Source organism: Pseudomonas sp. PSPC2-3 (genome assembly GCF_049898265.1).
Classification (GTDB): domain Bacteria; phylum Pseudomonadota; class Gammaproteobacteria; order Pseudomonadales; family Pseudomonadaceae; genus Aquipseudomonas; species Aquipseudomonas veronii.
This window is the reverse complement of record NZ_JAFCXJ010000002.1, coordinates 110,451-134,988: the sequence shown is the minus strand read 5'-3', so window position 1 is coordinate 134,988 and position 24,538 is coordinate 110,451. Positions and strand designations below refer to the sequence as shown.

Annotated in this window: 20 protein-coding genes and 2 riboswitches; of the genes, 16 read left to right on the top strand and 4 right to left on the bottom strand. The window is 62.1% G+C overall.

The features are described from left to right. Positions 1-17 precede the first annotated feature (17 nt). Genes ACP7E3_RS04535 through ACP7E3_RS04525 form a run of 3 tightly spaced genes read right to left on the bottom strand, consistent with a single transcriptional unit; the run spans position 18 to position 1,311 of the window. Positions 18-410 (bottom strand): cobalamin biosynthesis protein, encoded by a 393-nt coding sequence (locus tag ACP7E3_RS04535; RefSeq protein WP_128192522.1) that lies wholly within the window; start codon positions 408-410, stop codon positions 18-20. Next, positions 407-1,111 (bottom strand): CbtA family protein, encoded by a 705-nt coding sequence (locus tag ACP7E3_RS04530; RefSeq protein WP_057005417.1) that lies wholly within the window; start codon positions 1,109-1,111, stop codon positions 407-409. The genes ACP7E3_RS04535 and ACP7E3_RS04530 overlap by 4 nt, the downstream gene beginning before the upstream one ends. An 11-nt stretch (positions 1,112-1,122) precedes the next feature. Beyond that, positions 1,123-1,311 carry a CbtB domain-containing protein gene (locus ACP7E3_RS04525; protein ID WP_426122398.1) on the bottom strand — a complete coding sequence of 63 codons (189 nt, stop codon included), beginning with the start codon at positions 1,309-1,311 and terminating at the stop codon, positions 1,123-1,125. 97 nt (positions 1,312-1,408) lie between these two features. Beyond that, a riboswitch (cobalamin riboswitch) is annotated at positions 1,409-1,618 on the bottom strand. 41 nt (positions 1,619-1,659) lie between these two features. Further along, positions 1,660-1,859, top strand: a riboswitch (cobalamin riboswitch). A 92-nt stretch (positions 1,860-1,951) separates the two neighbouring features. Between ACP7E3_RS04525 and cobW the strand changes: the two genes are divergently transcribed. The 13 genes from cobW to ACP7E3_RS04460 all read left to right on the top strand — a co-directional run bounded on the left by cobW (position 1,952) and on the right by ACP7E3_RS04460 (position 20,683). Further along, on the top strand, positions 1,952-3,019 hold the full coding sequence (cobW, locus tag ACP7E3_RS04520) for a cobalamin biosynthesis protein CobW (protein ID WP_046383143.1): 1,068 nt from the start codon (positions 1,952-1,954) through the stop codon (positions 3,017-3,019). Positions 3,020-3,022: 3 nt separating this feature from the next. Further along, the gene (cobN, locus tag ACP7E3_RS04515; protein ID WP_426122396.1) at positions 3,023-6,784 is read left to right on the top strand and encodes a cobaltochelatase subunit CobN; all 3,762 of its coding nucleotides are present in this window, start codon (positions 3,023-3,025) and stop codon (positions 6,782-6,784) included. Next, entirely contained in the window at positions 6,784-7,785 is a 1,002-nt protein-coding gene (locus ACP7E3_RS04510; RefSeq protein ID WP_079444074.1) for an ATP-binding protein, read from the top strand. The genes cobN and ACP7E3_RS04510 overlap by 1 nt, the downstream gene beginning before the upstream one ends. Before the next feature lie 53 nt (positions 7,786-7,838). Beyond that, complete coding sequence (locus tag ACP7E3_RS04505; protein WP_256823334.1) at positions 7,839-8,441, top strand: vWA domain-containing protein; 603 nt, start codon at positions 7,839-7,841, stop codon at positions 8,439-8,441. A gap of 110 nt (positions 8,442-8,551) precedes the next feature. Continuing rightward, positions 8,552-10,951: a type VI secretion system Vgr family protein gene (locus ACP7E3_RS04500; RefSeq protein WP_426122394.1), complete on the top strand. Its 2,400-nt coding sequence runs from the start codon at positions 8,552-8,554 to the stop codon at positions 10,949-10,951. A gap of 138 nt (positions 10,952-11,089) precedes the next feature. Continuing rightward, the gene (locus tag ACP7E3_RS04495; RefSeq protein ID WP_426122717.1) at positions 11,090-11,731 is read left to right on the top strand and encodes a DUF4123 domain-containing protein; all 642 of its coding nucleotides are present in this window, start codon (positions 11,090-11,092) and stop codon (positions 11,729-11,731) included. Positions 11,732-11,806: 75 nt separating this feature from the next. Then, complete coding sequence (locus ACP7E3_RS04490; protein WP_411220337.1) at positions 11,807-12,334, top strand: DUF3304 domain-containing protein; 528 nt, start codon at positions 11,807-11,809, stop codon at positions 12,332-12,334. Further along, on the top strand, positions 12,322-13,005 hold the full coding sequence (locus tag ACP7E3_RS04485) for a DUF3304 domain-containing protein (RefSeq protein ID WP_426122392.1): 684 nt from the start codon (positions 12,322-12,324) through the stop codon (positions 13,003-13,005). Before ACP7E3_RS04490 ends, ACP7E3_RS04485 begins: the two co-directional genes overlap by 13 nt. A gap of 138 nt (positions 13,006-13,143) precedes the next feature. Further along, positions 13,144-13,677, top strand: a complete 534-nt coding sequence (locus ACP7E3_RS04480; protein WP_426122390.1) for a DUF3304 domain-containing protein — start codon at positions 13,144-13,146, stop codon at positions 13,675-13,677. Then, positions 13,665-16,007, top strand: a complete 2,343-nt coding sequence (locus ACP7E3_RS04475; RefSeq protein ID WP_426122388.1) for a T6SS phospholipase effector Tle1-like catalytic domain-containing protein — start codon at positions 13,665-13,667, stop codon at positions 16,005-16,007. Before ACP7E3_RS04480 ends, ACP7E3_RS04475 begins: the two co-directional genes overlap by 13 nt. After that, positions 16,004-16,267 carry a PAAR domain-containing protein gene (locus ACP7E3_RS04470; protein WP_046383149.1) on the top strand — a complete coding sequence of 88 codons (264 nt, stop codon included), beginning with the start codon at positions 16,004-16,006 and terminating at the stop codon, positions 16,265-16,267. The genes ACP7E3_RS04475 and ACP7E3_RS04470 overlap by 4 nt, the downstream gene beginning before the upstream one ends. 107 nt (positions 16,268-16,374) lie before the next feature. After that, positions 16,375-17,385: a hypothetical protein gene (locus ACP7E3_RS04465; RefSeq protein ID WP_426122715.1), complete on the top strand. Its 1,011-nt coding sequence runs from the start codon at positions 16,375-16,377 to the stop codon at positions 17,383-17,385. After that, complete coding sequence (locus ACP7E3_RS04460) at positions 17,372-20,683, top strand: ImcF-related family protein (RefSeq protein WP_426122386.1); 3,312 nt, start codon at positions 17,372-17,374, stop codon at positions 20,681-20,683. The genes ACP7E3_RS04465 and ACP7E3_RS04460 overlap by 14 nt, the downstream gene beginning before the upstream one ends. A gap of 32 nt (positions 20,684-20,715) precedes the next feature. On the opposite strand, the gene ACP7E3_RS04455 is transcribed toward ACP7E3_RS04460, so the two are convergent. Further along, positions 20,716-21,663, bottom strand: coding sequence for a DUF1853 family protein (locus ACP7E3_RS04455; RefSeq protein ID WP_017848370.1), 948 nt, complete (start codon positions 21,661-21,663; stop codon positions 20,716-20,718). Between the two features lie 143 nt (positions 21,664-21,806). Here ACP7E3_RS04455 and ACP7E3_RS04450 point away from each other — a divergent pair, with 143 nt between their 5' ends. From ACP7E3_RS04450 to ACP7E3_RS04440, 3 genes are read left to right on the top strand one after another with little or no spacing between them, the layout of a single operon-like run. Continuing rightward, positions 21,807-22,697 carry an NAD(+) kinase gene (locus ACP7E3_RS04450; RefSeq protein WP_003217892.1) on the top strand — a complete coding sequence of 297 codons (891 nt, stop codon included), beginning with the start codon at positions 21,807-21,809 and terminating at the stop codon, positions 22,695-22,697. Beyond that, complete coding sequence (locus ACP7E3_RS04445; protein ID WP_046383153.1) at positions 22,697-23,668, top strand: metallophosphoesterase; 972 nt, start codon at positions 22,697-22,699, stop codon at positions 23,666-23,668. The genes ACP7E3_RS04450 and ACP7E3_RS04445 overlap by 1 nt, the downstream gene beginning before the upstream one ends. Further along, complete coding sequence (locus ACP7E3_RS04440; RefSeq protein ID WP_261753494.1) at positions 23,665-24,537, top strand: rhomboid family intramembrane serine protease; 873 nt, start codon at positions 23,665-23,667, stop codon at positions 24,535-24,537. The genes ACP7E3_RS04445 and ACP7E3_RS04440 overlap by 4 nt, the downstream gene beginning before the upstream one ends. Position 24,538: the final 1 nt, after the last annotated feature.

Below are 24,538 nucleotides of genomic sequence, written 5' to 3'. Positions count from 1 at the left end.
CGGCGATTATCGCGGTTTCAGTCGACGCAGGCCAATGCCAAGGTGGCCCGGGCGGATTTTTTGCGCGGGACCAACAGGCGCGCAGGGGCGTCGCCGAGTTGTTCGGCCAGGGCCAGGGCGGCGCTTTCGGCGATGCCGTAACAACCGGTATGGGCAAAGGCGACGGCAGACCTGTGGCTCAGGCGGTCGTCATACATCGCCAGGTGCGCCGCGCTGAAGCAGTGCAGCGGCAGGTTCAGCCATTGGGCCAGGGCCAGCAAGCCCGGTTCATCCTGCTTGCGATCAAGGCTGGCCAGGGCGGTGATGCGATGGCGCTCGATACCGCCCTCGGCGAGGGCGGCGTCCAGCAGGTCCAGCAGGGCTTGAAACTCGCAGCCGCGCTGGCAGCCCAGGCCGACCACGAGGTTCATGCGATGTATCGATCGTCGCGGTTGCGGCGAAACAACCAGGCGCTGATCAGCCCCAACGCCAGCCAGAACGCGACGTTGGTCAGTTGCGAGGCGATTTTGAACTGCGCTTCCAGAGCCTCAGGGGCCAGCATCGAATGCACTTCAGGTTGCGGAGCGCCAATCACATGAGGCACCACGAGGATTGCCGCGCCCAGCGCTTTGAGCAGCCAGTTGCCACCGAATACCAGCAGCGCGATACCGGCCGCGGTTGAGGCCGCCGTGCCGATCCACCAGATCTGCCGTTGTGCCAGGTCGGCCGCGGCAGTGCCCGGCAATTCCGGCGGCAGGCCCAGGGTTGGCGCCAACACGAAGGTCGCGTAACCGGCCAGGCCCCACAGCAGGCCTTGAGCCGTGCGAGTCGGCGCGCGCAGGGTGTAGAGCCCGGCGAGCATCAAGGCGAAACCGACCGCCACCACCAGATTGCCGCCGGTGGTCGACAGCACGCGCTGCCAGCCGTCTTCCGGCTCCCAGGCTTCGGCGTCATGGGTGTGTGCAGCGGTGCCAGCAGCGTGCTCGTGTGCCACTTGTGTCGCCGCCGGGGCTTTTTCAAAGGTTTCCGCCTGCATGATCAGCGGGGCGACCCAGAAACTTTGCAGCAGGGTCAACAACAGGGCGGCCAGCAGCCCACTGAAACCTGCGGTTTGCGCAATACGCTTGATCATGTCGGCAGGTCTCAATGGCACGGGAACGCGGCGCTGTGGCGGGTATCGTGGGCGGCGTTGTGTACCGCTTCGATATGCGAGAATCCGGCGAAATACACCAGGCACGCGCCGAGGATCGACGCGCCGATGGCGGTGCCCAGGCGTTGGCTCAGGGTGGCGGTGCTGCTGGTGCTAGACGAGGTGCTGCTGATGATCGACATGGCGCGTCCCTTCAGGGGTTCAGGGTGACACGAGCGCATGCAAAACCCGCGAGCCAGGCACGCAGGGTTCAAACAGCGCCCGCCCACCGCGGGTTTGTTAGATGATTTTTTTCGGGCCGGTCTCCGGGCTTGCGAGGGGACTCTTGAACTGAGTCCTGAAAGCATCGCCTTCCCATGCACAAAGCACAGTGGCCGTGACGCTTCGCTCGCTTACCGTTGCGGGGGCAGCACCGGACTGGTCATATCGCTATGACGCACCGGTTTCCCGTTTCACCCTGTGAAGGGCACCCGAAACAAGGTGTGTAGGAAAGCATGCAGGGCGACGGTAGTCAAATTGACTGAGCCCCTGTAGCCTTGCACCCTCGAGGTTCTTCGGCCCAGGCCGAAGCTAAGAAGGGAACGCGGTTCAAGCCGCGGCTGCCCCCGCAACTGTGAAGGGTTTATCTGACTGCCACGCCACTGCCATCAAGGCGGGAAGGCGCAGCCAGCGCCGGTCGCAAGACCCGCAAGCCCCAAGCCAGGAGACCTGCCTCGCAACCGATTTTTCAATTCAACCGGGCGGGGTGATCCGGTGACGAAATCTGCTGCTGCGCGTCGCGCAGGGCCTATCGTCCCGTATGCCCGCCCCCAAGGGCATCCGATGAAAACACTGGCCAAACTCCCCGTCACCATCGTTACCGGCTTTCTCGGCTCGGGCAAAACCACCTTGCTGCGCCATATGCTCGATAACGCCCAGGGCCGTCGCATCGCGGTGATCGTCAACGAGTTCGGCGAGCTGGGCATCGACGGTGAAATCCTCAAGCAGTGCTCCATCGGTTGCACCGAGGAAGAAGCCAACGGCCGCGTGTATGAACTGGCCAACGGCTGCCTGTGCTGCACCGTGCAGGAAGAGTTTTTCCCGGTGATGCGCGAACTGGTTGCCCGTCGCGGCGACCTTGACCATATCCTCATCGAAACCTCCGGCCTGGCCCTGCCAAAACCCTTGGTCCAGGCGTTCCAGTGGCCGGAAATCCGCAACGCCTGCACGGTCGATGCGGTGATCACCGTGGTCGACAGCCCCGCCGTGGCGGCCGGCACCTTCGCCGCCTTCCCGGATCAGGTCGACGCCCAGCGCAAACTCGACCCGAACCTGGACCACGAATCACCGCTGCATGAACTGTTCGCCGACCAACTGGCCAGCGCCGACCTGGTGATCCTCAACAAGTGCGACCTGATCAGCCCCGACGACCTGGCCCGCGTGCGCCTGGAAGTCGCCGAAGAGTTGCCGCCGGCGGTGAAGATCATCGAAGCCAGCAGCGGTCGGGTACCGCTGGACGTGCTGATCGGCCTGGGCGCCGGCTCCGAAGAGCACATCGACGGTCGCCATAGCCATCACGATCATCATCACGAAGGTGAAGACGATCATGATCATGATCACGATGCGTTCGACTCCATTTCCATCGACTTGCCCCAGTCCGACGAAGCCCTGCTGCTCGACGCCCTGAGCCAATTGGTGGTGCAGCACGGCATCCTGCGCGTCAAAGGCTTCGCGGCGATCCCGAACAAGCCGATGCGCCTGCTGATCCAGGGCGTGGGTACACGCTTCGACAAACACTTCGACCGCGCCTGGAGCGCCGATGAAGCGCGCATCACGCGCCTAGTGCTGATCGGCCAGGACCTCGACGCGGCGGGCCTCGAAGCGCAATTGCGCGCCGCCCTCAGCGTTTAACCCATGCACCTGCTCAGGACCCAGCCCGGCGGTTTCGTCGCGGACGACAACATTGCCGACCTTGGGCAAACCCCCGCCGAGCTGGTGATCCTGTGCAGCGGCGACTCCAGCCTGGCGCTGCTGGCCGAAGCGGCCCAGCAGTTGCCCGAGGATTACCCGAGCCTGCGCCTGGCCAACCCGATGCAGGTGCAGAACCATGCATCGGTGGACCTGTACGTCGATGAAGTGCTGCGCCACGCCAAGGTCATCCTGATTTCCCTGCACGGCGGCATCGGCTATTGGCGTTACGGCGTCGAGCGTCTGGTGGCGTTGGCCGAGCGCGGGGTCACGCTGATCCTGGTGCCGGGGGATGACCGCCCCGACCCGGAACTCAGCGGCCTCAGCACCGTGGATGCCGCAGCGCGTGACCGCCTGTGGCAGTTCCTGCGCCAGGGCGGCCTGGGTAATGCGCTGGATTTTTATCGTTGCCTGGCCAGCGCCTACCTGGGCCGCGACTATGCCTGGGCCGAGCCGCAAACCCTGGCGCGCAGCGCGATTTATCACCCGCGTAAAGCCAATGCGTGCCTCAACGACTGGCAGTTGGATTGGAATCCTGAGTTCCCGGTGGCGGCGGTGCTGTTCTACCGCTCCCATCTGCAAGCGGCCAATACCGGTTTTATCGATGTGTTCTGCCAGCGTCTGCAGGCGGCGGGCCTGAGTCCGTTGCCGATGGCAGTGGCCAGTCTGAAGGAGCCCGGCTGCCTGGCGGTGGTCGAGGACTGGCTGGATGAGGTCGGGGCGGCGGTGATTCTCAACACCACCGGCTTTGCCCAGTCCAGCCCCGAAGCGCCGCATTTGCGCCCGTTTCGCCGCAATATCCCGGTGATCCAGGCGATTTGCGCCCAGGACAACCAACCCGCCTGGCAGGCCAGCGAACAAGGCCTCGGCCCGCGCGACCTGGCGATGCACATCGCTTTGCCGGAACTGGACGGGCGCATCATCAGCCGACCGATCAGCTTCAAGGACCTGGCCTGGCGCAGTGAGCGCAGCCAGTCGGACGTGGTGTGCTACCGCGCAGCGCCGGAACGCATGGACTTTGTCGCTGAACTGGCGCGCCGTTGGGTCGAACTGGCGCGGGTGCCGAATGCCGACAAGCGCATCGCCCTGATCCTGGCCAATTACCCGACGCGCGACGGCCGCATCGGCAACGGCGTCGGCCTGGACACGCCGGCGGCGGCGCTGAATATCCTGCGGGCCCTGCAGGCCGAGGGTTATCCGCTGCCCGAAATCCTGCCGGAAAGCGGCACCGCGCTGATCCACGAACTGCTCGGTGGCGTCACCAACGACCTGGACAACCTCGACCTGCGCCCGTGCCACCAAAGCCTGGGCCTGGACGACTACGAGGCGATGTTCAAGCGCCTGCCCGAAGCCAACCGCCAGGCGGTGCTGGAACGCTGGGGCACGCCGCACAACGACCCGATGTGCCGCGACGGCCGCCTGATGATCGCCGGCCTGCGCCTGGGCTTGACGTTTATCGGCATCCAGCCGGCCCGCGGTTATCAGGTGGACGCCAGCGCGGTGTACCACGATCCGGACCTGGTGCCGCCTCACGCTTACCTGGCGTTCTATTTCTGGTTGCGCCACACCTACGGCGCTCACGGCGTGATCCACGTCGGCAAGCACGGCAACCTGGAATGGCTGCCGGGCAAGGGCGTCGGGCTGTCGGAAAATTGCTGGCCCGACGCGCTGCTCGGGCCGCTGCCGAATATCTATCCGTTTATCGTCAACGACCCGGGTGAGGGCGCCCAGGCCAAGCGGCGCACCCAGGCGGTGATCATCGATCACTTGATGCCGCCGCTGACCCGTGCCGAAACCTACGGGCCGCTGCGCGACCTGGAGCTGTTGGCGGACGAATACTACGAAGCGCAACTGCTCGACCCGCGCCGCGCCCGCGAGCTGCAAAAGGACATCCTCAAGCTGGTGCGCGAAACCCGTATCGACCAGGAGCTTGAGCTGGACAGCGAGGCCGACGCGGCGATCTGGCTGCCGCGCCTGGATACCTACCTGTGTGACCTGAAGGAATCGCAGATCCGCGACGGCCTGCATATCTTCGGCGAGTCGCCCCAGGGCCGCTTGCGTATCGACACCTTGCTCGCGTTGCTGCGTATCCCGCGTGGCGACGGCCGAGGCGCGCAATCGAGCCTGTTACGGGTGTTGGCCAAGGCCTTCGAGCTGGGTTTCGACCCGCTGGACTGCGCCCTGGCCGAACCCTGGACCGGACGCCGCCCGGAGGTTTTGCAAAGGATCGATCTACAGCTGTGGCGCACCGCCGGTGATACCCGCGAGCGCCTGGAACTGTACGCTGCACGGTTGATCGAGCAGGCGCTGGCGGGGCCGCTGGAACAGCTGGAAGAGCCCGGTTGGGAGGACGTCAAATCCGTCATCGAAAGTCTGCGCAGTGTCGTGGCGCCACGCCTGGATGGGTGCGGCCCGGCGGAAATGCGCGGCCTGCTCGATGCCCTGGGCGGCCGCTTCGTGCCGGCGGGCCCGAGCGGCGCGCCGAGCCGGGGGCGTCTGGATGTGCTGCCCACCGGGCGCAATTTTTTCAGCGTCGACGTGCGCAACCTGCCGACCACCACTGCCTGGCGCATCGGTTTCCAGTCGGCCAACCTGATTCTCGAGCGGCACCTGCAAGACCACGGCGACCACCTGCGCCAGCTCGGCCTGTCGGTGTGGGGCACCGCGACCATGCGTACCGGCGGCGACGATATCGCCCAGGCCATGGCCCTGATGGGGGTACGCCCGGTGTGGGCCACGGGCAGCCAGCGGGTGGACGACTTCGAAATCCTGCCGATCAGCCTGCTGGACCGCCCGCGTGTCGACGTGACTTTGCGCGTGTCCGGGTTCTTCCGGGATGCCTTCGCCAACCTGATCCGCCTGTTCGATGCGGCGGTACAAGCGGTGGCGGCGCTGGACGAGCCTGACGATATGAACCCGCTGGCCGCCAAGGTCCGTTGCGAGCGCCAGGCGTTGCTTGAGTCCGGCCTGGACGAGGCCGCGGCGGCGAAACAGGCGGGCTGGCGTATTTTCGGGGCCAAGCCGGGTGCCTATGGCGCGGGCGTGCAGGGCGCGATCGACGGTCGCTTGTGGCAAAGCCGCGAGGACTTGGCCGAGGTCTACCTGAATTGGGGTGGCTACGCCTATGGTGGCGCCGACGAGGGCACCGCCGCCCGCGGGCAATTCGCCCAACGCCTGAGCCAGGTGCAGGCGGTGCTGCAAAACCAGGACAATCGCGAGCACGACCTGCTCGATTCCAACGATTACTACCAATTCCAGGGCGGCATGCTCGCCGCCGTGGAAACCCTGAGCGGCGACAAGGCCGCCAGCTACCATGGCGACCACAGCCAGCCGGACGTGCCGAAGATCCGCACCTTGAAGGAAGAGCTGAACCGGGTGATCCGTGCCCGCGCCGCCAACCCCAAGTGGATCGAAGGTGTGAAGCGTCATGGCTATAAAGGTGCGTTCGAGATGGCGGCGACCGTGGACAATCTGTTCGCCTTCGACGCCACCACCGCGCTGATCGACGATCACCAATACGTCTTGCTCGCCGACGCCTACCTACTCGACCCCGACACCCGCGCCTTTGTGCAACAGCACAACCCTGATGCCCTGCGGGACATGACCGAGCGCCTGCTCGAAGCCCAGCAGCGTGGCATGTGGCAAGCGCCGGGGGCGTATCGCGAGGCGTTGGAAAACCTGTTGCTGGATATAGAAGAAGACAGCTGATGACTGATATTCCCCATTTCCCGCTGTCGGCCGTGGTCGGTGCCGATGACCTGAAACTCGCGCTGTGCCTGACCGCCATCGACCCGAAGATCGGCGGCGTGCTGATCGAAGGCCCGCGCGGCATGGCCAAGTCCACCCTGGCACGTGGCTTGGCGGACCTGTTAGCCAGCGGTCAATTCGTCACCTTGCCGTTGGGCGCCACCGAAGAGCGCCTGGTCGGCACCCTGGACCTGGATGCGGCATTGGGCGAAGGCCGCGCGCAGTTTTCACCCGGCGTGCTGGCCAAGGCGGATGGTGGGGTGTTGTATGTCGACGAGGTCAACTTGCTGCCCGATCATTTGGTGGACCTGCTGCTGGACGTGGCCGCCAGCGGCACCAACCTGATCGAGCGCGACGGCATCTCCCACCGGCATGCGGCGCGATTTGTGCTGATCGGCACGATGAACCCGGAGGAGGGTGAGTTGCGTCCGCAGTTGCTCGACCGCTTCGGCTTCAATGTGGCCTTGAGCGGGCAAACCGTGCCGACCGAGCGTGGGCAGATCATCCGCCGGCGCCTCGACTTCGACAGCGACCCCGTGGCCTTCTGCGCGTTGTGGGCCGAACCGCAGGCCGCCCTGCGCGAGCGTTGCACCCGGGCGCGGGCCTGTCTCGAGGCCATTGCATTGGATGACGAGGCGCTGGCACAGATCACCCAACGCTGCTTTGCCGCGGGCGTGGATGGTTTGCGCGCCGACCTTGTCTGGTTGCGTGGCGCAAGAGCGCATGCAGCCTGGCGCGGCGCGACCGCCATCACCGAGGAAGATATCGAAGCCGTGGCCGAGTTTGCCTTGCGCCATCGTCGCCAGGCGCAGTCCCCGCCGCCCAGCCCGCCCAACCGTGAGGGCCAGGCGCCTCAAGCGTCCGACACTTCACCCGGCCAAGGCCAGTGGGGCGATATGCCCGCACCGGCCTTGCCCACGGGCGCTCGCCGAGACGTGCCCGCCTGGCCAAAAAAGCCTTAGGCATCCGCCCCCGACCTGACGCGGGGGCGGATGCCCGGCCCAAGGCGGGGCGACTGGATAAAGGCAGGCACGGCAAGTCGCGCGGCGCGCAGCAGGGCTCGATCAATTGGCCGGGCACCTTGCTCGGCGGGCGGCCGCAGTCTCGTGAGGACCTGCGTTTCCACCTGCGCAGCCGCTCGGCCCAGGAGTTATGGTTGGTGATTGTCGACGCGTCGGCGTCGACGCGGCGGCATCGTGCCTTGACCGATGCCAAAGGGTTATTGGCGCAACTGTTGGATGACGCCTACCGCCAGCGGGCGCGCATGGCATTGCTGACGGCGAGCGGGCAGTCGCCGAAGTGGCAGGTGCAGGGCCTGAAAGCCGCGAAAAGCCTGGCTGGCTGGCTCGATCAGCTCGGCGCGGGTGGCGGTACGCCGCTGTTGGCCGCGCTGGGCGAGGCGGCGCAATGGCTGGTGGCACGCAGAACGCGTTTCCCCACCGAACAGCAGCGGTTGCTGGTGCTGACTGACGGGCGACTCAAGGAGATTGCCGCGTTGCCATCGCTGGAGTGCCCGGGGTTATTGGTCGATATCGAGCGCGGGCCGATTCGGTTGGGGAGGGCGCGAGAACTGGCTCAGCACCTGTATTTGGATTATCGACATATCGATAGTTTTTAGGCTCTAAAACCAGATCGGGAAGTGTCGCTCTTGTAAAGTCGAATCTTCCGACATTAATCACCGATAACAAATCTTTACTCTCTGGGCTTTCGCGTCCAGGAGTAAAGGGAATGACTTCCAGCGTACTGCCGAGGGTTCTTTTCGATCATGGCCGGCACACCCTGAGTGTGCACAACATCGAAGCCCGTCTCGACGTGTTGGCCTTTGAAGGCCGCGAACACCTGAGCCAGCCCTTCACCTATCGCGTGGAATTCACCAGCACCGAACGTGACCTCGCCGCCGAAACCCTGCTTGGCCAGGACGCCCGTTTCAGCCTGCACGCCGCCCCGCAAAAACCACCGGCCTCAGGCTTCAGCGCGCCCGCGGTCAAACCGCTGCGCACCTTGCACGGTGTGGTCACCGGCTTCAAGCGTCAATCCGGCTCGAACGACCAGGCCCGTTATGAAATCACTCTGCAGTCGCGCCTGGCCCTGCTCGGCCAAGGCAGACAATTTCGCATCTACCAGCATCAATCCGTGCCGCAGATCGTCGAAAGCATCCTGCGCAGCCGCCACGACTTTGAAGGCCAGGACTTTCTGTTCAGCCTGAAACGCGACTACCCCAGGCGCGAGCAGGTCATGCAATACGGCGAGAGCGACCTGGCCTTCATCGACCGCCTGCTCGCCGACGTCGGCATCTGGTACCGCTTCACCAGCGACGAACGCCTGGGTATCGATGTGGTCGAGTTCTGCGACGATCAGCGCCTCTACCAGTTCGATATCGCGCTGCCGTATCGCCCGCAATCCGGGCTGGGCAGCAGCGGGCAGGACGCGGTGTGGCACCTGCAATCGAACCACCGGGTGGTCGAACAACAGGTGCATATCCGCGCCTACCACCCCCGCGACGCCGGCGCCCACCTGAGCGGCGAGATCGACCAGAGCCGCGGCGCCAGTGGCACCTACGGCGAGGCCTACCACTACGCCGAGCCCTACACGACCCTCGGCGACCGGCTGGATCAGGACGAAGACCTGCTCAGTGAAAGCGGCTACTTCTACGCACGCTTGCGCCACGAGCGTTACCTCAACGCCCAGACCCAACTCAGCGGCATCACCAGCAGCGCCACGTTAGCGCCGGGGCAGGTGCTGCACACCACCGGCGGCGCGCCCCAAGCCTTCACACCGGGCGCGGTGATCACCGGCCTGACCACCACCGCCGCCCGCGATAGCAGCTTGGTCGCGACCTTCCAGGCCATACCCTATTCAGACACCGTGTGCTTTCGCCCCGCACTGCAGCCCAAACCCCAAATCGCCGGCACCGTCCCGGCCCGCGTCACCAGCCCACAGACCAACGACCCCTACGGCCACATCGACCTCGAAGGGCGCTACAAGGTCAACTTCCTGTTCGACCGCGACACCTGGAAACCCGGCGAAGAAAGCCTATGGCTACGCCTGGCCCGACCCTACGCCGGAGATACCCACGGCCTGCACCTGCCGTTGATTCCCGGCACCGAAGTGGCCATCGCCTTTGAACAAGGCGACCCAGACCGGCCCTACATCGCGCACGCGTTGCACGATAGCCAGCATGTCGATCATGTGACCTTGCGTAACTACAAACGCAACGTGCTGCGTACCCCGGCGAACAACAAGCTGCGGATGGATGACACGCGGGGGCGGGAGCATATCAAGGTCAGTACTGAGTATGGAGGTAAGAGCCAACTGAACCTGGGGCATTTGGTGGATGGTCAGCGTAAAAAGCGTGGGGAAGGGTTTGAGCTACGTACAGATGCTTGGGGGAGCATTCGTGCAGGCAAAGGGTTGTTCATCAGTACGGATATACAGGCCAAGGCTTCTGGTGATGTGCTCACCATGGCGCCAGCCACCGATCTGGTCGCGGGAGCCACACAACAAATCGCTGACTGGCAGGCAATCGCCCAGTCTCATCGCAGTCGCAAACCCGCCATTGATGGTCTGCAACAGTTCCAGGACAACGCCAAAGACCTGAACGCCTCGGCCATCCTACTCAGTGCGCCCAAGGGCATTGGTGCGGTAACCCCTGAAAGCCTGCTGCTCAAAAGCGGCGAGGCGATGTATGTGCAAAGCAACGATGAGATCAACCTGGCAGCCGCTCAACGGCTGTCCGTCCACGCGAATCAGGCCATTTCCCTGCTTGCCCAGCAGGAAGGCATGCGCCTGGTGTCCGGCAAGGGGCCGCTGGAAATCGAATCCCACAACGACGTGTTGAATCTGATTGCCCAGCAAGACATCACCCTGCAGACCGTACAGGGGCATCTGCAACTGACGGCTAAAAACGGCATCACCTTGGCGTGTGGTGGCGGGTATATCCGCATCACACCCGGCGGCGCTATCGACATCCACACCCCGGGCAAGCTCAACCTTAAAGGCCAACACGTCTGGGAAACCACGACCAGCCAGCGCTTTCCTTTGCGTGAGTTGCCGCATTCGGTGTGCGAAGAGTGCCTGAAAATTGCTCAAACGCAAGCAGCGGGCGCGGTCATGCGCGCCACCGACTGAGGGTAGAAAAATGCAAGAACACTACACACGCTGGATCGAGCAAATAGAAAGCCTGTGCGGTTCCGCGAACGTGGGCATGTCGATGTCGTGGTTGATCAAGCCGCCTGGGATGTATCCCTATTGCCGGCCCTTCGCCTTATGGAACCGGGCATGCGCTGGTTTTCTTTATTCAGTGCAACACCAGAAGAGGCACTGTTGACGCAGGCGCCCATTTTGATGCGAATCAACCTCGACGACTGGCGGCACAAAGCCTGGCTGGAAGAACTGATTGAGCAAGTCGGGCATCTGCCACGCCTCATGCTGTTGATTTCACCTATGCCGTTTGATGTTTTGGCTAAGTCCCTTCAGGGGCTCTCGCAGCTTGAGTGGGGAGGCCAGTCGGGATTGCTGCGCTTCTATGACCCCCGCGTAATGCCCGAAGTGTTGGCCAGCGTATTGAGCCCAGAACAGAAAGAGCAATTTCTGCGGGTGACCCTGTTCTGGAGTTGGCTGAACCGGGACCAGCAGCCTGTCTGGCAGCCTGGTACCTATCGGTCGAATCAGCCCCTGGCTGAAACCTTTCCTCCCATCAACTTGGCTGACGCTCAATTTGACCGGTTGGGCAGCATCAGTGACGCACAGAATCTGTTCGAAGTTGCCAGGGCGAGGTTTTCGGAACTTTCCCATGAGCAGTGTTTTGCATGTTGTTATCGCGTAGTGCTGCAAGCCAGTCAAGAAAACTATTTTGGTGACTTGAAATTATACGCAGAGTTGCATTGGAGTAGGGCGGATGTTGTCTAGCTGATAGGCCTTAGTTGTCTGTTGAGCAATGCAAGTGGGTTCATGCCGAACTTTGGTGCGAATAAGGAGTAGAGGGTGAGCTATTTAAAAAGCAGCGCTATGTACCAATGGGTGGGCGGTTGTTTTCTTGTTTTACTCGCCGGATGCTCGGTGGGGGAGTCCAAGTTTTTAGCGGGTAATTTGAATGGAGTGAACCACACGTCAGCGGCCATTAATTACTTTTCGGTAAATGGCTATGGTGGCGCCAATATATCTCCGCATGGTTATGGTGGTGGGATGTGCTGTGCGATGTTGCCAAGGCAATGGCAGCCAGGCTTGAAGCTTGAAGTGGAGTGGGAAACTGACCCGAACCCCTATGCAAAATCTCCGCCTTTAGGTTCGGATGCATTTCGAATTTTTATGGCCAAACATAAAACCAACTACCAACAACACAGTGCCATAGTAGAGCTTCCTCCTTATGAGGATAGATTGTGTGCGTTGGAAGTGCATTTTTTACCCTGCAATCAAGTCAAGGTCTCCACGTCTTGTTGGCGCTATCCATCACCCAATAGCCCCATCAAGGAACCATTGGAAATGAAGGAGCCAGCCATATGTCCGAAGTGAAGAGCGCCGAATCGTTTTATGTGTCTGACTTTTCCAAGAAAGGATGTTTATCCAGTGAGTCGCAGGAAGTTCTGAATGAAAGAGGTTTGGCGCAGGTATTTTTCTTACAGAGCTTAAGTGTGAATAAGGAGCATGGGATGAACTATTTAGAAGGCAGTGCTATGTGCCGATGGCTGGGCGGTTGTTTGCTTTTGTTACTGGCTGGGTGCTCGGGGGGGGAGTCCAAGTTTTTAGCGGGTAATTTGAATGGAGTGAACCACACGTCAGCGGCCATTAATTACTTTTCGGTAAATGGCTATGGTGGCGCCAATATATCTCCGCATGGTTATGGTGGTGGGATGTGCTGTGCGATGTTGCCAAGGCAATGGCAGCCAGGCTTGAAGCTTGAAGTGGAGTGGGAAACTGATCCTAATCCTTATGCGAGGCTTAAGCGAAAAACATCCGGGTACGGTCCTGATGAAGAAGCTTATGCCAAGCATAAAGCGAACTACCAACAACATAGCGCCGTAGTAGAGCTTCCTCCTTATGAGGATAGATTGTGTGCGTTGGAAGTGCATTTTTTACCCTGCAATCAAGTCAAGGTATCCACCTCCTGTTGGCGCTATCCGTCACCCAATAGCCCCATCAAAGAGCCATTGGAAATGAAGGAGCCAGCCGTATGTCCGAAGTGAAGGGCGCCAAATCGGTTTATGTGTCTGACTTTTTCCAAGAAAGGATGTTTATCCAGTGAGTCGCAGGAGGTTCTGAATGAAAGAGGTTTGGTGCAGGTATTTTTCTTACAGAGCTTAAGTGTGAATAAGGAGCATGGGATGAACTATTTAGAAGGCAGTGCTATGTGCCGATGGTTGGGCGGTTGTTTGCTTTTGTTACTGGCTGGGTGCTCGGTGGGGGAGTCTAAATTTTTAGCGGGAAATTTGAATGGAGTGAACCACACGTCAGCGGCCATTAATTACTTTTCGGTGAATGGCTATGGCGGCGCCAATATATCTCCGCATGGTTATGGTGGTGGGATGTGCTGTGCGATGTTGCCAAGGCAATGGCAGCCAGGCTTGAAACTTGAAGTGGAGTGGGAAACTGATCCGAGCCCTTACGAAAAAATTAAGCGTAAACCTGATGGATTTAATTTTGATGAGGTTGCGTTGGCTAGGCATGAGGCAAACTATGGGAGATATAGCACCATAGTAGAGCTCCCTCCTTATGAGGGCAGATTGTGTGCGTTGGAAGTGCATTTTTTACCCTGCTATCAAGTCAAGGTCTCCACGTCTTGTTGGCGCTATCCATCACCCAATAGCCCCATCAAGGAACCATTGGAAATGAAGGAGCCAGTCGTATGTCCGAAGTGAAGAACGCTGAGTCGGTTTATGTGCCGGCCATATTTCCCAAGAAAAGGCGCTTGCCCAGCGATTTGCAGAGCGTAAGTGCCAACTACGATCTACAAATGATCGAGGTGGAACAGTACCGCCAAGAGTTGAATGCCCTGCGTGGTTTACGTGGTGCTTCTACCTGCGCACATAGCTTGCATATCAGCTTGTTCTTTGACGGTACTAACAACAACGAACCCTACGACACCCATAAGGCCACGCCGCCCCATCCGACCAATATCGCTCGGCTCTACCACGCCACTCTGGAGCAGCCGGAAAGTGGCTATTTTCGTTATTACATCCCCGGTGTGGGCACCCCCTTTCCTGAAATTGGCGAGCTGGACTTCAGCATGCGCGGGTTGGCCTTCGCCAATCGAGGGGAGGACCGGGTTAATTGGGGGCTATTGCAAATTGCCGATGCGCTGTCCTTCGCCCTGAACAACAAGCAGGGGTTGGATCTGCCAGTCGCCCAGGCCAAGCTCAAAGCCATGGCCAGCACCTGGCCGCTGACTGCGCAGGGTAAAAGCAGCCGGCGCCAGGTCATGGCCTCGCTGCTGGAGCCCTTGCGGACCAGGGTCGCGACCGTGCAGCCCAAGGTGCTGGCGATCAAGCTGTTCGTCTATGGTTTTTCCCGTGGGGCGGCCGAGGCTCGGACCTTCGTTACCTGGTTGAGTGAGCTGTTCGATACCCCGCAAGGGGCCGAACACCTAGAGCAGGCATTATTGGGACTGCCGTTGACCATCGAGTTTCTTGGCTTGCTCGACACCGTGGCTTCGGTGGGCAGCGCCCATGCCGCGCCCTTTGCCGACGGGCATATGGACTGGGCCGATGGCACTCAGAAGTTACCCGATGTCAAGGCATTCCCCGAGTGGATCAAGGTCTGCCGGCATTTTGTCGCGGCCCATGAGCAGCGCTTGTGCTTCCCGTTGGACTCGATCCGTTATGCAGATGGCCTTTATCCCCCTTATGCCCGGGAGGTGGTCTACCCCGGTGTGCATTCGGATGTGGGCGGCGGTTACCCACCTGGGGATCAGGGCAAGGCCCGAGGCGGTTCGGGCGAGTTGCTATCGCAGATTGTGCTGCATGACCTGTATGCGGAGGCCTTTGCGGCTGGTGCGCCGTTGACGGTACCTGAGGCGGTGCTGCCGGATAAACTGCGTCAGATTCAGCGGGCGCGCACCATGTCGACAGACAACTTAAAAGAGTTTGCGTTAGATGATCAGCTCATCGACCGCTTCAACGCCTGGCGCAACACCCTGGGCCTAACCGAAGAAACCACCCCGCCAACTCCGTCTAACGGCCCATCCCTACGCCTGGGCCACTCCCTTGAAGACGCTATGGCCGCGCAATTGGCCTGGCTCACTGGCTGGCGCATCGAGCGTCTGGCCCGTGGCAGTTACGTCAATCAACCTTTTTACGGCCAAGCCACACAGACCAATGCATCGCTGGAAGCGGCGCAAAAAGCCAAACGTGAGGCTGAGATAGCCATCGCCAAAGAAAAGCGCAAGGCGGCCCGGGGTCAGGAGAACGAAGCACAGCTTCTGTTGGGAACGGCCAGCCCGCCGGCTTACGAACCGGTAAGGGATCAGCAGCAGATCCGCGAGGCCGCTGTGGAGTTCGAACACGACTACCAAGGTTGGCGGCGCGATCAGACCAGCGTGGCAGGCTGGGTCGTCGATGTGGCGCTTAGGGACACGGTGTACCTGCTCAATGACGACGACGAGCAGCAGGAGTATGAGCGGATCAAGGCCGAGGGTGAAATGCGCGCCAAGGAGCTGTTTGTTGAGCTCGGGAACAACAGCAATAAGTTTCGCGTCAGCGATTCGCCGCAGAAAGCTGCACTGGTCGCGCTGTTTGACGACCAGATGCATGACTCGCGTGCCTGGTTTATGCACGACGCTACGAGTTCGCGGGAGTTGTGGGGGGATTATTTTCGTTACCGCATGGTGTATTTCGGCGACGAAACCAACAAGCGCATGACCCCGGTGGTGGTGGCCGGGCGTGTGGTGGGCATCGCACTGGTACTGGGCGGGGTGTACAGCATCCGTCGTCATGGCTGGAAAGGACTGGCAGGCACGCTGGCTGGTGCATCAGTGGGCTACCAGGTGATCGATGTCGTCAGTGGCAAAGTGGAGCCTTTCCTGCCAGGGGCGGAGAAAATCCTGCAACCGACCTTCGCGATCGGTGAGGTGGTGGCACAGCAAACACAAGCCATTATCGAGGGTGAAGAAGCCCTGCGCAGGCAGAACATGTTGGACTATCTGAAACGCACTGGCGGGTTGGTCGAACAGGTTAAGGAGCTGGTGTCATGATGCCCCTGGTACGCATGGGCGACCCACTGCACCCGTTTGGCGGTGAGGTGTTGTCGGGGCATTACAAAGCCTTCGGCAAACCAGTGGCCTGCGTGGATGATCAAGTTCGCTGCAACCTGCATGGCATTACGCACATTATCGAAGGCGCTTCGGGTTCAACCATGGACGGCAAACCTGTGGCGCTGCACGGCCATCGTTGCGCGTGTGGTTGCCAGTTGGTCAGCAGCCTGCCGGCCACTTCAATGGTGGTTGCGCCATGAACCGTCCGCCTGAGTACCCCGACGTTATCGAACCGGGCGAGCCGCGTTGGCGCAGTTGGTGGTTGGGGTTGGCACTGCCGTGGGGAGTGCAGTCGGCCGTTTTGCTGATGCTGTGGCCCCAGGAGCAACCGCGCCTGGAATGGTGGCTGTGGAGTGCGGTGCTGCCGCTGTGCTGGGCGCTGATCCTGGCGGTGCGTGTGTTGGTGTGGCAGATCGAGCTGTTCAACCGCAAGGTGTATCTGCGCGCGCTGGAGGTCGCCATGCAGGCTTGGTGGCAACGGCGCTCGCTGTGTTTGCCGGTGCAGGATGTGTTGTTGCTCGGCCCGGCGGGTGACATGCAAGAAGACTACCTGAACTTGATGACAAGCGTCTCGCCATCCTTGGCGATACCCGGCGCTACACAGCCCATGTTGCGTTGCCCACTGTCGCTGAGTTTGATCAGCGAGCGTGAACCTGCACTGGCACGGCATCTCACCCGTTTAACCTTGGCCCTCCCGGGGTTGTCCGAGTGCTGGCCACAGTTGCGGGCAATTGCCTGGGTGGGGGATGAGAGCGGCCAGGCTGCTTTCGTTGAGGCGTTGGTCCGGGCGGGAGTGGTGTTGCCCGAGGCCCGTTTGCTGCTACAGAACCTGACTGATTTGGATGACCTGATCGATACCTTCCATCGCGATTGTCGTGGCGAGGACGACTGGTTGTTGTGCGCCGGCGTGGCGTCGGTGGCAAGTGCCGAAGAGGGCGAGCTGGGGGGTGAAGCGGGTTTCTTCTGGCGAGTGAGCTGGCAGGGGCAGCAGTTGGTGCATCGCGGTGAATACCTTGCAAGCCAGTCGCCCGCCGAGCTGTGTGCACAGATGCAGCGTTACGCCGGACTGCAATCTGCGCCGACCACCTGCCTGGCACTGGATCGAGCCAGCCAGGCTGCGTTTGTAGAGGGCGGCTGGTCGGCAGTCGAACATCAACTGGCCGGGCAATGGGGCGTGCTGGCGCACCTGGCGCCGTTTATCGGGATGTCCCTGGCATTGCTGCAAGCGGGGGAGGCGGGTCAGCCCTGTGGTTGGCTGAGCCAGGATGGAAACCAACGATTGGCGATTGGAGTGGCGGTGCCTTATGGCAACAGTTAAGGACGTGGGTAAGGGCTCGTTGGTTCGCGTGGGGTTGGGCTATCTGCTGATCATGACGCTACTGGTACTGCTCGGTGGTCTGTTGTATGGCTTGTGCAGCGGCTATCTGGGCTGGCCGAAAATGCCGCTCAAGCAATTGCTGCTGTGGGGGCTGGGGGTGTGGTTCGCGCTCTGCTGGTTCTGCCCGGTCATTTTGCTGGCCTGGGATCGTCTGGCGCTTCGCCAGGCACAGCAGGTCGTGAGGGCGGTCACCGAAACGCCGAACTCGCGATTGACCCGGGAACCCGCATCGCCAGATGCGGTAAAAGTGCGCGAGCACCTACGCGAGCACTACGGCCTCTTCTGGCGCCACAAAACCCGCCTGCTGCTCATCATCGGCGAACCCACCGAAATCGAAGCCATCGCCCCCACCCTGGCCGCTCACCAATGGCTCGAAGGCCAAGGCACCGTCCTGCTGTGGGGCGGTAGTGCGCAGGCCGCGCTGGATCAGTCTTTCCTCAAGCAATGGAGCGGCCTCAGCCGCTGGCGTGCGTTGGACGGAGTCGTCTGGGCGCTGAACGAAACCCAGGCCGCCGACGATGTCGCGATGGGCAAAGGTGTACGCCAGGTGCAGCGCCTTGCCCGTGACTTGCGCTGGCAGTTGCCGTTATCCCTCTGGCAGGTCTGCGGCAGTGCATGGGCGCAGGACACGCGCAAAGCGCAGCCGGTGGGCTGTCAGTTGCCCGCGCGCTTCTCGGCGGCGGTATTGGACGCCGCGCTGAATCGTTTGCTGGAGCCTTTGCGTCGCGCGGGTTTGGCGCAGATGAACGCGGTGATGAAGGATGATTTTCTGCTGCGTTTGTCGCGAGATTTAAAGGGCGAGGGCATTGATCGTTGGCGTCACACCTTGGCGCATCTGGCCGGCGAATTTGCCCGTGGCGTGCCGTTGCGGGGGTTGTGGTTCAGCCTGCCGGTACAGCGCTCGCCGCATGATCAACAACAGGCGTGGTCGGTGGCCCCGGTGTGGCACGGCGTACTCGGCGATAACCCCCGTGGCCGCCGGCTGGGCTGGAGCGTGCCGCGAGTTGGCTACGCATTGGCTCTCGGCCTAGCCATGCTGTGGAGCGCAGGACTGCTGCTGTCATTCATCAGCAACCGCACGCAGATTGCCCAGGTACACAGCTCGTTGTCGACCTTGCAACGCGCATCACAAGGCGACGAACAGCTCCTGGCCCTCCATGAACTGGTCCGCGAATTGGCGCGCCTGGATGATCGCGTTCAAGGCGGCGCTCCGTGGTATCAGCGCTTCGGCCTGAGTCAAAACCCAGTGTTGCTTGAAACCGTGTGGCCGCGCTACGTCGAAGCCAATAACCGCCTGATCCGCGACCCGGCCGTCGCCGCTTTACGCCAACAGCTCACGGCCCTGGTCAAGCTGGCCCCGGACAATCCCGAGCGCGCCGAACGCGCCCGTGCTGCCTACGACCAGCTCAAGGCCTACCTGATGATGGCGCGTCCGGCAAAAGCCGACGCCAGTCTGTTGGTGAAAACCCTCGGCGAAGTCGAGCCTTCCCGCGCGGGCCTCTGGCAAGCCCTGGGCCCCACTCTGTGGCAGTTTTACGCTGAACACCTGGCCGCCAATCCAACTTGGCGCATCGACACCGATGCGCGGCTGGTCGCGCAAGTCCGGCAGGTCCTGCTCGGCCAATTGGGTCAACGCAATGCCGAAGCCAATCTGTACCAACAATTGCTCGATGACGCCGCCCATCACTACCCGGCCCTGGGCCTGCAGCAACTGGTCGGCGACACCGACGCCCAGGCCCTGTTCACCACCGAGGCCAGCGTGCCCGGCGTGTTCACCCGCCAGGCCTGGGAAGGCTCGGTGCGCCAAGCCATCGATGCGATCGCCGAGGCGCGCCGCGAGGAAATCGATTGGGTGCTCAGCGACCAACCCGCCGATGTCGACACCCGCCTGAGTCCTGAGCAACTGCGCGCCCGCCTCACCGAACGCTACTTCCAGGACTACGCCAGCGCCTGGCAGGATCTGCTCAACAGCCTGCGCTGGCAGCAGGCCGCGAGTCTCGATGAGTCAATCGACCAATTGACGCTGATGAGCGACGTGCGCCAATCGCCCTTGATCGCGCTGCTGAACAGCGTGGCCTACCAGGCGCAGGCGGGCAGCCGACCCCAGGCCCTGGCCGACTCGCTGGTGCAGTCCGCGCAAAAGCTGATCGGGCCGGACAAGGCTCCAGCGATCGAGCCGTTGGCCCAGGCCGCCAGGGGGCCGCTGGCGGCGACCTTCGGCCCGTTATTGGCGCTGCTGGACAAGTCCAACACAGACGGCCTCAGTCTCCCGGCCTTCCTCACCCGCGTGACACGGGTGCGTTTGAAACTGCAGCAGATCAGCACCGCGCCCGACCCGCTGGAAATGACCCAGGCCCTGGCACAAAGCGTGTTTCAAGGCCGCAGCATCGACCTCACCGACACCCAATCCTACGGTGCTCTGCTGGCCGCCAGCCTGGGCGCGGAGTGGGGCGGGGCGGCGCAGACGCTGTTCGTGCAGCCGCTGGAACAGGCCTGGCAACGCGTGTTGCAACCGTCCGCCGCGGGCCTCAACAGCCACTGGCAGCGCTCGATCGTCAGCCATTGGAACGCCGCCTTCGCCAGCCGTTACCCGTTTGCCGCCACCACCAGCGATGCGTCGTTGCCGATGTTGGGGCAGATGATCCGCGCGGACTCCGGGCGCATCGCACAGTTTTTACAGCAGCAATTGAGCGGCGTGCTGCGCAAGGAAGGTAGCCGTTGGGTAGCCGATCCGCGCCACAGCCAAGGCCTGCGCTTCAACCCGCAGTTTCTGGGCGCGATCAATCAACTGAGCGAACTGGCCGATGTGCTCTACACCGAAGGCGGCATGGGGCTGAGCTTTGAACTGCAAGGCAAACCCGTGCGCGACGTGGTGCAAACCACCTTCATCCTCAACGGCGACCGGCACCAGTACTTCAACCAGAAAGAAAGCTGGCAGCGTTTCAACTGGCCGGGGCGCAGCGACTATCCCGGCGTGAGCCTCAGCTGGACCAGCGTACATGCCGGCGAGCGGCTATTTGGCGACTACCCCGGCCCCTGGGGCCTGATCCGCCTGCTGGAAAACGCCCAGGTCACGCCACTGGACGACGGCAACAGCCGCTACCGCCTGGCCCTCAAGGCGCCCGACGGCCTGAACCTGACGTGGCACCTGCGCACCGAACTGGATGCGGGGCCGCTGGCGTTGCTCAAGCTGCGTGATTTCAGGTTGCCGCAACAGATATTTCTCAATGAGGGCTGAGCCTTCGAGTCGGTGAGACCGCTCCTTGCAGGTCAGGGAGTGCCCGGTACATTCGGCCAAAGATCCGCCACTAGAAACAACCGCTCGGCTTCCTCCCACTCCTCGCCGTTCTGAACCAGTCGCACCAGCAACTGAGCCGGTGCCATCGGTGCCAGGTCCGCCAGCCATTCCAGCATCTGTTCTTCGCTCCACACCGCTTCTGCCTGGTAATGCGCTGGCGCCAGCCACGCATGTCGGGGCAAGGGCTGCCAGCGGCCGGGCGCGCTGGCGCTGACAAAGTCCCGCCAATCACGCTGATGCAGCCAGCGCCCACGCAAATGCTGCGGGTGAGCGCCATAGGGCGGTTCAGCCTGGCCAGGCCAGGGGTAAAGCAAATAGCCGCCGAGCCACAAGTGTGCATCGAACTGCGCGATACCCAGCGCGGCCAACACCTCGCGGCTCTCCGGTCGTGCCGAAATCGGCAACTGATGCTGGGCCAGGTGCGCCAGCTTGCGATCCAGCCGATCATGACAGCCCGGCCCCAGCCACTGCGCGGTGTCCTGGCCATTGCCGTCCTGCGGGCCGAGGTAGAGTTTGATCGCCAGTTCCAGGTGATGCACGCCCTCGCGGTCGCGCAGCAGCATGTCCAGTTCGCCCAGGGTATGCCCGGCGCGGCGGATCGGCAGGTTGGCTGCCAGCAGTTCCACTCCCGGCGCATGCTGCACGGCGAACTGCCACAGGCGTTCGTAGTAGAGGCCCAGGCGTCGGGTGCGCGCCAGGTTCAGCCAATGCTGTAGGGGGGTGCTGTCCTGGTCCAATTGCCGCAGCCAGTGTTCGAGACGGTCGGGCGCCTGTACCCAGTCGCTGCCGGCCAGCGGATGGCGTTGCGGCCACGGCGTTTGCGCGAGCATCGGCGGGGCGAGCATCACCCACGCCAGGTCGCGCACCTCGGGATGGCGCAGTTGGCGGGGCAGGTTGTGCAAGTCGGGGAACACGGTCATGGTCCGAGCATAGCCTTTTACACAGGGGAGGGTGGCTGAGAAGCGTTGTCATCAAGGCTTCACGGCGACAAAGGATTTTGCCTGACGCGGCCTTTCGCCCATAATCGTTCTTTTTTGCCACACCCCAATCCCGCAGGAGCCCCATGGAGCAATTTCGCAATATCGGCATTATCGGTCGCCTGGGCAGTACCCAGGTGTTGGACACCGTCCGCCGGCTGAAAAAGTTTCTGCTCGAGCGCCACCTGCATGTGATCCTCGAAGACACCATCGCCGAAATCCTCCCGGGTCATGGCCTGCAAACCTCGTCGCGCAAGATGCTCGGTGAAGTCTGTGACATGGTGATTGTGGTCGGCGGCGACGGCAGCCTGCTGGGCGCCGCACGGGCGCTCGCGCGGCATAACGTGCCGGTGCTGGGGATCAACCGTGGTAGCCTGGGGTTCCTGACCGATATTCGTCCCGATGAGCTGGAAGTCGAAGTGGCCAAGGTGCTCGACGGCCATTACCTGGTGGAGAACCGCTTCCTGCTGCAAGCTGAAGTGCGCCGCCACGGCGAAGCCATCGGCCAGGGCGACGCCCTCAACGATGTCGTGCTGCACCCCGGCAAATCCACGCGGATGATCGAATTCGAGCTGTATATCGACGGCCAGTTCGTGTGCAGTCAAAAGGCCGATGGCCTGATCGTCGCCACGCCCACCGGCTCCACCGCTTATGCGCTGTCGGCGGGCGGCCCGATCATGCACCCCAAGCTCGACGCCATTGTGATCGTGCCGATGTACCCCCATATGTTGTCCAGCCGGCCGATTGTGGTCGATGGCAACAGTGAGTTGAAAATCGTGGTTTCCAAAGACATGCAGATTTACCCGCAAGTCTCCTGCGACGGGCAGAACCATTTCACCTGCGCCCCCGGTGACACCATCACCGTGAGTAAAAAAGCGCAGAAGCTGCGGCTGATCCACCCGCTGGACCACAATTACTATGAAGTGTGCCGCACCAAGTTGGGCTGGGGCAGCCGCTTGGGGGGTGGAGGCGACTGATGCTCGATCCCGCGCGTAGCTACGACCTGATTGGTGATGTGCATGGTTGCGCCCACACCCTTGAGCACCTGCTCGACCAGTTGGGCTACCACAAGCACGCTGGCACCTGGCGCCACCCGTCGCGCATGGCGGTGTTCCTCGGCGATATCATCGACCGTGGCCCGCGGATTCGCGAGGCGCTGCACATTGTCCACGACATGACCGAGGCCGGGCAGGCGCTGTGCATCATGGGCAACCACGAGTTCAACGCCCTGGGCTGGGCCACGCCCGCGCCACCGGGCAGCGGCAAGCAGTTCGTGCGCGAGCACACCCCGCGGCATGAGCGCTTGATCCACGAGACCCTGACCCAATTCGAGGACCACCCGGCCGATTGGCACGACTTCCTCGGCTGGTTCTATGACATGCCGCTGTTCGTCGACGCCGGGCGTTTCCGCGTGGTGCATGCGTGCTGGGATGACGGGTTTATCCAGCCGCTGCGCGCGACTTTTCCCGATGGCTGTATCGATCAGCATTTCCTGCAGGCCGCCGCCGTGCCGGGCAGCTTCGCCTGCAATGCCTTTGATCGCCTGTTGCGCGGCACCGACATGCGTCTGCCGGACGGTTTGACCCTGACCGGCGGCGACGGCCTGACACGCTCGTTCTTCCGCACCAAGTTCTGGGAAGAAGACCCGAAAACCTACGGCGACATCGTGTTCCAGCCCGATGCATTGCCGGAACCCGTGGCGCGCACACCGTTGTCGTCCTCTGAAAAAAACTCCCTGCTGCGCTACGGCGTCGACGAGCCTGTGCTGTTCGTCGGGCATTACTGGCGCAGCGGCAAACCGGCGCCGATCCGTCCGAACCTGGCCTGCCTGGACTACAGCGCGGTGCTGTACGGCAAGCTGGTGGCGTACCGACTGGATCAGGAAACCCGCCTCGATCCGCATAAATTCGTATGGGTCGACGTTGAGCGCCCCGAGGTGATTACATGAGTGCCGTGCCCGTATTACGCTTGCCGCTGAGCGTCGACCTGGGCGGTTTCGTCAAACTGCTGCAACGCATGCAGGTGCCCCATCGCGTCAGTGAAGAAGCGGGCGAGCAGGTGTTGTGGGTGCCCGAGACCATCAGCGACGACGTGCGCGTCTTGTATCAACGTTTTCCGGCCGGCGATCCGGACCAGCAACTGGATATTCCGGAGCAGACGGCGGTCACGCGTCCGGGGTTTGTTCAGCAAGTGCGCCATAGCCCGGTGACAGCGCTGGTGTTGCTGGCGAGCCTGATCGTCGGCGCGGTGACCTTGCTCGGTGAAAACCTGCAAGCGATGAGCTGGCTGACCTTCCTGCCGTTCCGGGTGATGGGTGAGTACATCCAGTTCACGCCGCTGGCCGACACCTTGGCCTCGGGCCAGTGGTGGCGGCTGGTCACGCCGATGCTGATCCACTTCGGCATCCTGCACCTGGCCATGAATGGCATGTGGTACTGGGAGCTGGGGCGGCGTATTGAAGCGCGCCAGGGCAGTATCAACCTGCTGGGGCTGACGCTGTTGTTCAGCCTGGCCTCCAATTTCGCTCAATACCTGTATGGCGGCCCCGGCCTGTTTGGTGGCTTGTCCGGCGTCTTGTATGGGCTGCTGGGGCATTGCTGGATCTATCAACTCATCTCGCCCAACCCGGCTTATCGCCTGCCCCGTGGGGTGCTGGTGATGATGCTGGTGTGGTTGGTGCTGTGCCTGTCGGGGCTGGTCTCGATGATCGGTTTCGGCGAAATCGCCAATGCCGCCCATGTCGGCGGCCTGGCCATCGGTTGCCTGACCGGCTTGTTGGGCGGTTTATACAGTCGTCGCAAATCCACTATTCGTTAAG